Consider the following 12,193-nt stretch of genomic DNA (forward strand, 5'->3'; position numbering starts at 1 on the left):
TTATGATGAAAAAGATATTTTATTTTGCTAAACCAGGGTATAACACCTTGTTTCAGTTTTATAAAAATGAAAGTGGTGTTTATACCGTTATGATGGGAATACTTTCTTTTGTTTTACTTGGGTTAATTGCTTTTGCGGTAGATGGCTCAGGTCTCTTATTAGATAAAGCCCGTTTTGTGCAAGGTATGGAACAGGCAAGTTTAGCTTTGGTGACAGAAAATAATGCTAATAGACAAAATCCAAAACATTACGATGTTACACGTCAGCCAAGTGATAGTCTTGATCCTAAAGAAAAATTAATGGAGCAGCAAGATAAGCGTAATAAAGAATTAGTTTCGGGGATTGTACGTAGTTATTATTTAGGTAATACTTACCGTCCGAATAATCAAGAAGTTAAAGATCAATATGATTATTATTGTGGCACGATTAATAACGATTTAGGGGCGAATTCTAAAACCGTAGCTTGTTATGTGAGTGGTAATTTTGACCGCCCATCTTGGATCTATTTAAAAGATCAACCTTTATCTTTTGCAAAAGTAAACAATATTTCTTCTGGTGCAATTTATGCACAGAAAAATCTTGATGAAGTTGCGCCATTGGATTTAATGTTGGTGAGTGACTTTAGTGGTTCTATGAATTCTGATGTTAATAATAGAGAAACATATCTATATAATAATTCTAAGTTAGCGATTCTTAAAGATGTGGTAGAATCTATTGGTAATGATTTATTAGATGTATCAAAAGCCGAAAGAGAAAATCGAAATATTAGTCCGTTTAATCGTATAGGTTTTACAGCCTTTGCTTTGGGAGCACAACAAAAAAACAATACAGGTTATTGTTATTTACCTTTCTCTTTTAAGGGGCGCTCTAGTAAATTACCTCTTTCAAATCGAACAAACTTTTATGAGCTTGTTTCTTATATTAATAATAATGTGGATTTATCTGCAACAATTAATAAAATTGCTTCTTTTAACGGTACTGATATTTCATATTCGGTTAGTTTTTCAAAAAATGACTTTTGTTTAAAAGATAATGACAATCATTCTACAACAGATTTTTGGTTTACTAAGGAACAGCATTCTACTTTGAATGATAAGTTTCGTAGTTTAAAAGCTAATGGTGCGACATTAAGTAGTTCAGGCTTATTGATAGGGGCGAATTATTTAATGGATAAAAATAATGATCCAGAAGCACAGCCAGCAAAATTAAAAACGAATACACAACGTATTCTCTTAGTATTATCTGATGGGAGAGATGAAATTACATCTTATGCCGAAACTTCAATCACAACAACCATAGATCTTATTAATCACGGACTTTGTGAGAAAGTGAGACAAAAATTGGATTCTTTACAAGATGCTAGTTATACCACACGTCCAACAAGAATTGCTTTTGTCGCTTTTGGCTATGAACTTTTACCCGATCAGAAAACAGCATGGAAAAAATGTGTTGGTGCTGATTATTACGAAGCGAGCAATAAACAACAACTTCTTAATACTTTCCGTCAAATTGTGGGTATAGAAGAAGAAGTGGGACATTCATTGAGTGAGAAACCTACCTTTAACAAGAACTAAAAATTATTTTTGTTTCCCAAAAACACAGTAGTCTTTGGGAAACTTTTTTATTTTCTTATTCTTTATTGTGTATTATGTTAAAAAAAATTCGTTGTTATTTAGAAGCTAGATTATTCTATATTTGGTTACTTTTCTTTTCTGCTTTAACAGTCTTTATTTCTCCAGAAAGTACCATTCATTATGCGATTGTTAGTACTTATCTTGTTTATTATTTAGTTTATGCCGTAAATAGAAAGTTATTCTTTTGGCTGGTAGGTTTTATCACTATTACATTATTTTTATATTACCCGGTAGATTTACGTTATGGATCATTAAATTCAGGAATTGTTGCTGCCTTTATTGAAACCAATATGGATGAGTCTTTATCGTTTCTTCAACAGTTGAAAATATCAAATTTTTTTATACCACTAATATTTGTTTTTTCTGCATTTATTTTATTTAGAGTGGAGAAATATAATAAACCCACTGATAATAAAAAAATATTGCATAGCATTTTATTTTTAATATTATTATTTAGTATTCTTTGGTTGCCGACAAAATTATATGTTAAGCAACTAGATGGATTAGAAGATACCGCTTGGAGTTTAACCAATACTCCCGTAAATGTTATTGCTTTCTATACTAATATTTATGAAAGTATTAATAGCTATTATAATGAGAAAAATGAACTAGAAAATTTAATAAACATACCTTCCCCATGGCAGCTATCTTCCGTACAACCTAAATATAAAAATTATGTTCTGATTATTGGTGAAAGTGTCCGACGAGATTGGGTATCAACCTATGGTTTTCATTTACCAACCACGCCATTTTTAGATCAAACTAAGGGGTATATTAATAGTGGTTATATTTCTGCCGCCCCAGCGACTTATCATTCTTTACTTTATTCTTTATATTTGAAAGATCAAAAAACTAAAAAAGTCAATTATGCGTATAATATTATTACCTTAGCGAAAGCGGCAAATTTTAAAACTATTTGGCTATCAAACCAAGGTAGTATGGGAAAATATGATACTATTGCTAGTCGCATTGGTGCTTCAGCGGATGTACATCTTTTTACTAAAAAAGGAGCATTTAATACAAGTTATGTCGATGACGATAAGTTACTTGAAATGTTTGCCGCACAAATGAATCAAACAGCCACAGAAGGAAATCGATTGTTTGTATTACATCTTATGGGATCCCATGCAAAATTCTGCGATCGGGTGAATGATAAAGTAACTATTGATTTTGTTAATAAGTCCCTTTCCTGTTATGCTAGTAGTATATTAAAAACGGATGCTCTGATTGAAAATGTGGTTGCCTTATTGAAACAGCAACAGCAACGTTATTCATTGATTTATTTTTCTGATCATGGTTTATCTTATATTAATAAAGAAGACAAAAATGAATTAAGTTTAACCCATGGAAGTGAGTTTAAACAGAATTACGAAGTGCCATTCTTTAAATTATCCAGTGATGATACGCACAGAAAAATAGTGAATGTGCAACGTAGTGCAATGCATTTTATGTATGGTTTTGCACAATGGTTAGGCATTCAAGCCCAAGAACTGAATACAGATTATGATTTCTTTTCGGAGAAAAATGATACAGATATTAAGGTCTTTAATTTTGAAAAAGAAGTACCTTTTGCGGAATTAAAAGAAGATAAATTACCTGTGTATAAATAATAAAATATAATAAACTGCCCTGTTAAACAAGGCAGTTTTGAAAGCAACTATTTTACTATGCTTGTTGGGCTTTCACCGCAGCTACTGCCACCATATTAATAATGCGACGAACAGAAGATTTTGATGTCAAAATATGAGCCGGTTTTTTGATACCCATTAAAATTGGACCGATAGTAATCGGGGTATGCGTACCTTGCAATAAGTTTAAACTAATACGAGCCGATTCCATATTTGGCATAATTAATAGATTTGCCGCTCCTTTTAATGGACTGTCTGGCATTATTTCGTTACGTAAACTTTCGGTTAATGCCACATCACAATGCATTTCGCCATCAATGATTAGAGTTGGATCTAATTGATTAACTAATCGTAAAACTTGACGCATTTTCACCGCACTTGGGTGATCAGATGAACCATAGTTAGAATGTGAAATTAATGCCACTTGGGGTTCAATACCAAAGCGGCGAACTTCTTCAGCGGCCATTAAGGTAATTTCTGCCAATTCTTCTACATCTGGATCTGTATTTACGAAGGTATCAGCTAAGAATAAGTTACGATCAGCAAGCACTAAACCATTTACTGTAGCAGGTACTTTTACATTATCTTTAACACCTACAATTTCGGTTAATAAACTCAAACTGGATGAATAAGTACCAACTAATCCACATAACATAGCATCTGCATAATCTAATTCTAATAATGCTGAACCGATAGCTGCTGAGTTATTCATCATACGGCGTTTTGCCATGGCAGCGGTAACGCCATTGCGTTTCATTTTGTTATGATACAAGCTCCAGCATTTTTCAAAGATTTCTGGATTATCGGTACTTAACACATCAAAATCTTTACCTACTTCAATTTTTAAACCCAGTTTTTTGATTTTTTGTTGGATAACATCATTACGACCCACTAACACTGGGTAAGCAATACCAAGACCAGAAATTTCTTGTACTGCGTGTAAAATACGAGTTTCTTCACCATCCGCTAATAAGACCCGTTTTTTGTCTTTTTTCGCTTGGTCAAACACAGGTTTCATAAACAAATTGGTTTTGTAAACGAATTGCGTTAATGTTTCTAAATAAGCGTCCCAATCAGTAATTGGACGAGTTGCCACACCGCTATCCATTGCCGCTTTCGCTACCGCTGGAGCAATACGCACGATTAAGCGTGGATCGAATGGTTTTGGAATAATATAATCAGGACCGAAAGACACTTCGTTGCCACCATAAGCCGAAGTAACGACTTCATTTTGTTCTGCAAGAGCAAGATCTGCAATAGCATGCACTGCCGCCATTTTCATTTCTTCATTAATGGTGGTCGCACTTACATCTAATGCACCACGGAAAATGAATGGGAAACAAAGCACATTGTTGACTTGGTTAGGATAGTCAGAACGACCTGTACATACAATCGCATCGGCACGAGCCGCTTTGGCTTCAGGTGGAGTGATTTCAGGATCAGGGTTTGCTAATGCCAAAATCAATGGACTGGCTGCCATGGATTTTACCATTTCAGCAGTCAATAAGCCTTTGGCGGAACAGCCTAAGAAAATGTCCGCATTTTCAATCACATCGCCTAATGAACGTGTGCCGTTATCATCAATGGCATAGAGTTTTTTAGTGTCGTCCATACGGTCATCACGGTTTTTGTAGATTACCCCTTTAGAGTCGCAAACCACGATATTTTCCCGTTTCATGCCAAGTGAAACCAATAAATTCAAACACGCAATAGAGGCGGCACCTGCACCTGATGCGACTAAACGCACGTCTTCAATTTTTTTACCCACAATACGTAAACCGTTTAACACAGCCGCCGAGCTGATAATCGCTGTACCGTGTTGGTCATCATGGAAGACAGGAATGTGCATACGTTCACGTAATTTTTGCTCTATATAGAAACATTCAGGGGCTTTAATATCTTCAAGGTTAATCCCCCCAAAAGTTGGCTCAAGGGAGGCAATGATTTCCACTAATTTATCGGGATCTTTTTCATCAATCTCAATATCAAACACATCTACACCAGCGAATTTTTTAAATAACACGCCTTTCCCTTCCATTACAGGCTTACCTGCTAACGCCCCGATATTACCTAACCCAAGTACCGCCGACCCGTTAGAAATCACCGCAACTAAATTGCCTTTAGACGTATAACGATAGGCTTTGGCGGGATCCGCTTGAATATCTAAACATGGTTCCGCAACACCTGGTGAATAGGCAAGCGCTAAATCTCGTTGAGTGGCTAGTGATTTGGTTGGAGTAACTTCAATTTTTCCAGGTTTTGGAAATTCGTGAAAATCTAAAGCAGCTTGACGTAAATCTGACATAGTTTTGATCCTTTTTATTGTGATTAATGAAACAAATAATTTGCCATTATAAAACAAAATCAAATAAAAAAATGTGATATAAGGCAAATTTTTGCAATAAATTGTCAGGGGGAAATGAGGTAATAGAAAAGCTCGGGGGGAGAATTTGTTATTTGGGCTAGGGGAATACCCCTAACCTAAATAGAAGTTAAGCCATTTCTGTCAATAAATCTGGATGTTTATCCAAAATTTTTAATAATTTAATTAATGCTACTGGTGGTGTGGCTTTTCCTGTTTCATAACGAGAAAATGCAGTTACGCCACCACCAAAAATAGCACCAGCTTGCCGTTGATCTAATTTTAATTTTTTACGAACACGTTGAATATAAAGCGGATCGGCTAATGTCGCATTAACCTGTTTATTAAATTCAATCATCGTTTCTGAAACACGTTGAGCATCAATAGGGTCAACTAATACTGAATCGCAATGACTACAATATTTACCTGAAACCGCAGGAATAACGGTTTTTTGTCCTTTGTAAGTATAAGACATATCACGTACATCTTGAATATACTCACCTGTGTTACATTCTATACATTTCATCCTTATAGCTCCTTAAATGAAACAATTAATACTTCATCAATTACAGTTAACTTGAGATAAATATTGCCATATTCCGTATTGGGGCGATAAACATCTTGCCAAATAGTATGATTAGCATAGGTCGTCATACTTTTATAAAAATCGGCAGGCGTTAACGCATTCACAATCTCGATCATTGTATTATGGTCAATTCCCATTTGAGCTGCACCAACCAAAGCAGACTGGGTTTGTGTGTATTTACCTTGAGCAATAAGCTCTTTGACTTTTTCAAGTTTACAATGTGGCGTTCGTTTTTCCATTTGGTTTAGAAGTAATTTATCTATTTGCTATATTTTAATCTATTAGATAAATTTTACAAGAGAAATATTCAACGCTTTTATTGTAAAAAAGAAAATTTGTGATCCAGCTCACAAATTCAACAAAAAGTGCTTTTTTTAGTTGATGTTTTCTTGTATTGTCTTTTTAAATTAAATCGAAACGTTTCGATTTAATTTGTGTCACATAATCTCTCATATTGGAGCGTACAAAATGAGTAAAAATCTAATCAAAATAGTCTTAGCCACTTCCGTTCTGTTTTCTGCAAGTGCTTTCGCTAATTATCCTGAAAAACCAATCACAATCATTGTTCCTTGGGCAGCTGGTGGTAATACAGATACTATTGCTCGTCTTGTTGCAAAAGGATTGCAGGAAGAATTAGAAACTAATGTTAATGTTATTAATCGTACTGGTGGTAGTGGCGTTGTCGGACATAATGCCATTAAAACAGCAAAACCTGATGGCTATACTTTAGGGGTTGTGACAGTTGAGATTGCATTAATGCATCATCAAAAAATGACAGATTTAAACTATAAAAACTATACACCAATTGTTCGTTTGGGCGTTGTGCCTGGTGGTGTGCAAGTAGGTAAAGATTCTCCATATAAAGATATTAATGAACTCTTGACAGCGATTAAAGAAAACCCAGGTAAATTAAAAGCATCGGGTAGTGGGTTAAATTCCATTTGGCATTTAAATTTATTGGGCATATTAAGAAGTGCTAATTTACCAACGGATGCAGTGAAATTTGTACCATCACAAGGGGCGAGTGCTGCGTTACAAGAACTTGTTTCTGGTGGTATTGATTTTGTTACTTCATCACCAGGTGAAGCTCAAAGTATGACCGATGCTGGAATGGTAAGACATTTAGCGATTACGACACCGACTAAAAGTGAGCTTTATTCAGATATTCCTGTATATCAAGAGGCAACATCATATAAATGGAGTTTAAATGGATGGAATGTATTAACAGCACCACAAGGATTACCTGATGATGTAAAACAAGCCTTAACTAAAGCTATGGAAAAAGTTTATGCTTCAGGGGAATTGCAAAAATTTGCTAATAAACAAGGCTTTGAAGCGAGTGCGTTATATGGTGCTGAATTAGAGCAATTTATGGCAGATGAAGATAAAAAATTCGGTGAATTATTGTCTGCTGAATAATGTGGAGAATAGCCCCTTTAGGGGCTATTGAAATATATGATTAGATTACTTACCCCTGTTATATTGCTTATTTTTGGATTAATCATATCAGGATATAGTTATTATACTTATGGTGATTTTTCTGATTATGGAGCAGCATTTTATCCAACAATTATTGGGTTTTTAGTTTCTTTCTTTGGTCTGATTGATTTTATTATGGAAGTAAAACTACGAGATAAATATATTTTTCAGAGTTTTGATTGGTTACAAGATGGTAAAGTGATTCTTGCTATTTCTGTTATTGTATTGTTTTACTTATTTTCTTCAGAATATGTAGGTTTTATTCTAAGTGTGGCAATAATTTTGAATGTATTAACACAACCATTTTTAGAAAAGAATAGGCTATTTATTGGCAGTTTACTCTTTCTTTTGTCAATCGGTATCTATTTCTTATTTGCAAAAGTGTTGTTAGTGGGACTTCCTAGCGGAATGTTATTTGAATAGTAGGTAGCTATGGATATTTTAATAAATGCTTTTTCTTACATTGATCTCAATGCTATTTTAGCTATTTTAGGTGCTGGTCTATTTGGGTTGTTTGTTGGAGCAATCCCTGGTTTGACGGCTACAATGGCAGTTGCTTTAATGGTGCCTTTCACTTTCTTTATGGATCCTATTCCAGCTTTAGCCTTAATGATTTCTGTTGGAGCGTCATCAATCTATGCTGGTGATATTCCAGGGGCATTGTTAAGAATACCAGGTACACCAGCTTCTGCCGCTTATGTGGATGATAGTTATCGTTTAGTTAAACAAGGAAAAGTGAATTTTGTTTTAGGACTTGGTCTATTAAGTTCGGTAATTGGTGGTGTGATTGGTTCAATAATTTTGGCTGTGAGTGCCCCTTATTTAGCAAAATTCGCTTTGAAATTTAGTTCCTTTGAATACACTTGGTTGTCATTATTAGGATTAAGTTGTGCAACGTTGATTGCTGGCAAATTTGTCACTAAAAGTTTGTTGACGTTGTTATTTGGTATATTGATCTCAACCATTGGTTTTGATGAATTTACAGGGCAGGCACGTTTTACTTTTGGTCTAGTTTCATTATATGAGGGAGTAAGTTTTATTCCTGCAATGATAGGTTTATTTGCTATTTCAGGAGCCATTGAATATTATGCGAATAGATATAAATTAACATCTAATGTAGATATTTCTGAGTTAGAAAATAATAAAAGCTCATTAAATCTATTTAAGGGACTTGCCAACCCCTTAAGTCAGAGAAAATGGAGTATTTTACGCAGTAGTATCATTGGAACGACTATTGGTGCATTACCAGGTGCGGGAGCGGATATTGCCGCATGGATTTCTTATGCTATTTCTAAAAAAACATCAAAAACGCCCGAGTTATACGGAAAAGGTTCACAAGATGCGATTATTGACGCATCAAGTAGTAATAATGCGAGTCTTGCTGGTAGTTGGATACCGTCATTAGTTTTCGGTATTCCTGGCGACTCAGCAGCGGCGATTATTATTGGCGTACTTTATATGAAAGATATGCAACCAGGTCCATCATTATTTTTGTTCCAACCAGATAAATTATATGCGGTGTTTATTTTATTTTTCATTGCCAATATTGCATTAATTCCTTTGGCATTAATTGTGGTTAATTTCTTAAAGAAAATTATTCAAATCAATAAAGATATTCTTTATCCAATAGTAATTATATTTAGCATTGTAGGATCTTATGCAATTAATAATTCCCCTGAAGCCGTAGTCGTTATGTTGCTTATGGGCGTTATTGGATATTTCTTACAAAAAAATCATTATCCAATTTCACCGATTATTTTAGGTATGATTTTAGGACCAATGTTAGAGAGAAATTTATTATCTTCTTTAACAAAATCAGATGGTAGTTTGCTTGCTTTTGTAGAAAGACCCGTTTCAGCCGTTTTAGCTTGCTGTTTCTTATTAGTGGTGATTTTACAAATTAAAGGCATTGTGAAAAATTTTAGTGAAAAATAATTAATTTGGAGAAAATTATGGAAATTCAAGGCATTATCCCTGTTATGCTTACCCCATTTACTACAAACAATGAAGTAGATTATGATGGCTTAAGAAAACTGACAGATTGGTATATTGATAATGGAGCAGATACATTATTTGCCACTTGTCAATCCAGTGAAATCCTTTATCTTTCACTGGAAGAAAAAATCAAAATAACGCAAACTGTTATCGATCAAACTAAAGGTCGTATTCCTGTGGTCACTTCAGGGCATACTGGTGCAACGTTTGATGAACAAGTGGCAGAATTGCAGGCAATGTATGATACAGGTGCGGATGCGGTGATATTAATTACTAATCGTTTAGATCCAAATAATGAAGGAACTGCGATTTTAAAAGCAAATTTTGAAAAATTATTATCTGCGTTACCAAAAGATATAACTTTAGGATTATACGAATGTCCTGTACCTTATCGCCGTTTATTAACCGATGAAGAAATTACATATTTTGCTGGTTTTAATAATATAGTGGTGCTAAAAGATGTTTCTTGTGATTTAGCCACTGTTAAACGCCGACTTGAATTAACCAAAAACAGTAAATTAAAAATTGTGAATGCGAATGCGGCGATTGCATTTGATGCAATGAAAGCAGGTTCTCAAGGATTTTCAGGGGTATTTAATAATATTCACCCTGATTTATATGCTTATTTGTATAAAAATAAAGAAAGCCAAGATCCTATCATTCAGGAATTAGCCCATTTCCTTGCGATTTGTGGGGCAGCCGAAAGTTTTGGTTATCCAAATTTTGCTAAATTAATGCACGTTAAAATTGGCACATTCAAACATTATGGCTCTCGAGTGATTCCAGCAGATATTAAAGAAAAATATTGGGCGGTGGAAGAATTGCTTGATCATATTATGCAAGGATCTGATCTATATCGTAGAAAAATTAAATAATATTATCATTTAAGGTTATTTATGAAAAAAACACTCACTATCCTAGGCAGCATCAACGCCGATCATGTTATTTCTGTTCCCCACTTCGCCAAACCTGGTGAAACCCTTACAGGACATCACTACCACATTGCTTACGGTGGCAAGGGGGCAAATCAAGCGGTGGCAGCGGCAAGGTTAAGTGATGAACATACCCAAGTGAATTTTATCGGCTGTATTGGTGATGACGACCTTGGTCGCACAATGAAAAATGCCTTTGAACAAGACGGCATTAACACCCAATTTATTCATCAAATCGCCCACCAAACCACAGGGATTGCGATGATTCAAGTGGCAGCGAGTGGCGAAAATAGTATTGTGATTTCTGCTGGAGCGAACGGTTGTTTAGATGAAAATATTGTCGAGCAAAGCCGCAGCCAAATTGAGCAAGCCGATCTTCTATTAATGCAACTGGAAACACCGTTGCCAGCCGTGATCAAAGCTGCTCAAATCGCTAAAAATAACGGCGTAAAAGTGGTGCTAAACCCTGCTCCAGCACAAAAATTGCCTGATGAATTATTGGCAAATTTAAATATGATTACCCCCAACGAAACTGAAGCAGAAATTCTGACTGGGGTGAAAGTCACCGACCTTGAAAGTGCGGTGAAATCTGCCGAAATTTTTCATCAAAAAGGCATTGAAACCGTATTGATTACGCTAGGGTCAAAAGGCGTATTCGTCAGCCATCAAGGACAACAAGAAATCGTAGCAGGTTTTAAAGTCAACGCCGTTGATACCACCGCCGCTGGGGATACCTTCAATGGGGCATTTTTAATTGCGTTACTAGACGGCAAACCGTTACAAGATGCCATTCGTTTTGCTCACGTAGCAGCAGCGATTAGTGTTACCAGGGAAGGGGCACAGCCGTCTATTCCGACGAGAGCAGAAACGTTGGATTTTTTAAAATCGATTTAGGGCTTGTTTATCTTTCCATTATCGTTGTAGAATATCATTTAATGATACATAAGGGGATAGGAAGATGAGATTACAAGTGAAAAACTGGGGAAATAGTAAAGCTATTCGACTGCCTAAAGATTTTACCCAAGCAATGAATTTAGAAACAGGGGATTTTCTCGAATTAGCGAAAATTGATGATCAAACCATAAAATTTGTTGTGGTGCCAAATAAACCTAAGCAAAAAAGATTAACTTTAGCTGAACGTATTGCGATGACCGCTTTAGACAGCTTACCTGTTTGTGCAGAATGGGATACTATTGAACAAGTTGGGGGAGAGATTTAAATGCCAAGAGCGAGTTTATTTCAGCGTGGGGATATTATTATGGTTTGTTTAAATCCCGTGATCGGTAAAGAAATACAAGGAGAATATCGCCCAGCGTTGGTGTTGAGTAGCCGTGATTTTCATCAATTAGGCTTTATGATGATTGCACCGATTACACAAGGAAACGCTGAACTTGCTCGTGAAAATGGATTTGCCGTTACCCTAAGTGGAACAGGTTGCAAAACGCAAGGGGTTGTGGTGGCTTATCAAGCTAGGGTGATTGATTTTAGAAACAGGGGAGCAAAGAAAGTTGAAACAGTGCCAGATTATGTCTTATCTGAAGTGCAAGATATTGTTGAAGCCATTCTAAAAGATTAAA

Annotated in this window: 12 protein-coding genes; 9 read left to right on the forward strand and 3 right to left on the reverse strand. The window is 35.4% G+C overall.

The features are described 5' to 3' along the window. Window positions 1–2: 2 nt before the first annotated feature. Together E0709_RS03465 and E0709_RS03470 are read left to right on the forward strand one after the other, a co-directional pair. Window positions 3–1,574 carry a TadE/TadG family type IV pilus assembly protein gene (locus E0709_RS03465; protein ID WP_132301526.1) on the forward strand — a complete coding sequence of 524 codons (1,572 nt, stop codon included), beginning with the start codon at window positions 3–5 and terminating at the stop codon, window positions 1,572–1,574. Window positions 1,575–1,648: 74 nt separating this feature from the next. Continuing rightward, window positions 1,649–3,244, forward strand: a complete 1,596-nt coding sequence (locus tag E0709_RS03470) for a phosphoethanolamine transferase family protein (protein ID WP_132301524.1) — start codon at window positions 1,649–1,651, stop codon at window positions 3,242–3,244. A gap of 55 nt (window positions 3,245–3,299) precedes the next feature. On the opposite strand, the gene E0709_RS03475 is transcribed toward E0709_RS03470, so the two are convergent. The 3 genes from E0709_RS03475 to E0709_RS03485 form a co-directional block, all read right to left on the reverse strand. Further along, the gene (locus tag E0709_RS03475) at window positions 3,300–5,567 is read right to left on the reverse strand and encodes an NADP-dependent malic enzyme (RefSeq protein ID WP_132301522.1); all 2,268 of its coding nucleotides are present in this window, start codon (window positions 5,565–5,567) and stop codon (window positions 3,300–3,302) included. A 187-nt stretch (window positions 5,568–5,754) separates the two neighbouring features. Continuing rightward, window positions 5,755–6,150: a type II TA system antitoxin MqsA family protein gene (locus E0709_RS03480; RefSeq protein ID WP_132301520.1), complete on the reverse strand. Its 396-nt coding sequence runs from the start codon at window positions 6,148–6,150 to the stop codon at window positions 5,755–5,757. Window positions 6,151–6,152: 2 nt separating this feature from the next. After that, complete coding sequence (locus E0709_RS03485; protein ID WP_132301518.1) at window positions 6,153–6,449, reverse strand: type II toxin-antitoxin system MqsR family toxin; 297 nt, start codon at window positions 6,447–6,449, stop codon at window positions 6,153–6,155. A 229-nt stretch (window positions 6,450–6,678) separates the two neighbouring features. Here E0709_RS03485 and E0709_RS03490 point away from each other — a divergent pair, with 229 nt between their 5' ends. The 7 genes from E0709_RS03490 (at window position 6,679) to E0709_RS03520 (ending at window position 12,192) form a co-directional block, all read left to right on the forward strand. Beyond that, complete coding sequence (locus E0709_RS03490; protein WP_132301516.1) at window positions 6,679–7,629, forward strand: tripartite tricarboxylate transporter substrate binding protein; 951 nt, start codon at window positions 6,679–6,681, stop codon at window positions 7,627–7,629. A gap of 36 nt (window positions 7,630–7,665) precedes the next feature. Continuing rightward, window positions 7,666–8,112, forward strand: coding sequence for a tripartite tricarboxylate transporter TctB family protein (locus E0709_RS03495; RefSeq protein ID WP_132301514.1), 447 nt, complete (start codon window positions 7,666–7,668; stop codon window positions 8,110–8,112). A gap of 9 nt (window positions 8,113–8,121) precedes the next feature. Beyond that, window positions 8,122–9,624 (forward strand): tripartite tricarboxylate transporter permease, encoded by a 1,503-nt coding sequence (locus tag E0709_RS03500; RefSeq protein WP_132301512.1) that lies wholly within the window; start codon window positions 8,122–8,124, stop codon window positions 9,622–9,624. 17 nt (window positions 9,625–9,641) lie between these two features. After that, window positions 9,642–10,559: a dihydrodipicolinate synthase family protein gene (locus E0709_RS03505; RefSeq protein WP_132301510.1), complete on the forward strand. Its 918-nt coding sequence runs from the start codon at window positions 9,642–9,644 to the stop codon at window positions 10,557–10,559. Between the two features lie 21 nt (window positions 10,560–10,580). Beyond that, window positions 10,581–11,510 carry a ribokinase gene (rbsK, locus tag E0709_RS03510; protein ID WP_132301508.1) on the forward strand — a complete coding sequence of 310 codons (930 nt, stop codon included), beginning with the start codon at window positions 10,581–10,583 and terminating at the stop codon, window positions 11,508–11,510. 64 nt (window positions 11,511–11,574) lie between these two features. Beyond that, the gene (locus E0709_RS03515) at window positions 11,575–11,835 is read left to right on the forward strand and encodes an AbrB/MazE/SpoVT family DNA-binding domain-containing protein (protein WP_132301506.1); all 261 of its coding nucleotides are present in this window, start codon (window positions 11,575–11,577) and stop codon (window positions 11,833–11,835) included. Then, complete coding sequence (locus E0709_RS03520) at window positions 11,836–12,192, forward strand: type II toxin-antitoxin system PemK/MazF family toxin (protein ID WP_132301504.1); 357 nt, start codon at window positions 11,836–11,838, stop codon at window positions 12,190–12,192. Window position 12,193 lies beyond the last annotated feature (1 nt).

Origin of the sequence: Lonepinella koalarum (genome assembly GCF_004565475.1) — a bacterium.
Lineage (GTDB): Bacteria > Pseudomonadota > Gammaproteobacteria > Enterobacterales > Pasteurellaceae > Lonepinella > Lonepinella koalarum.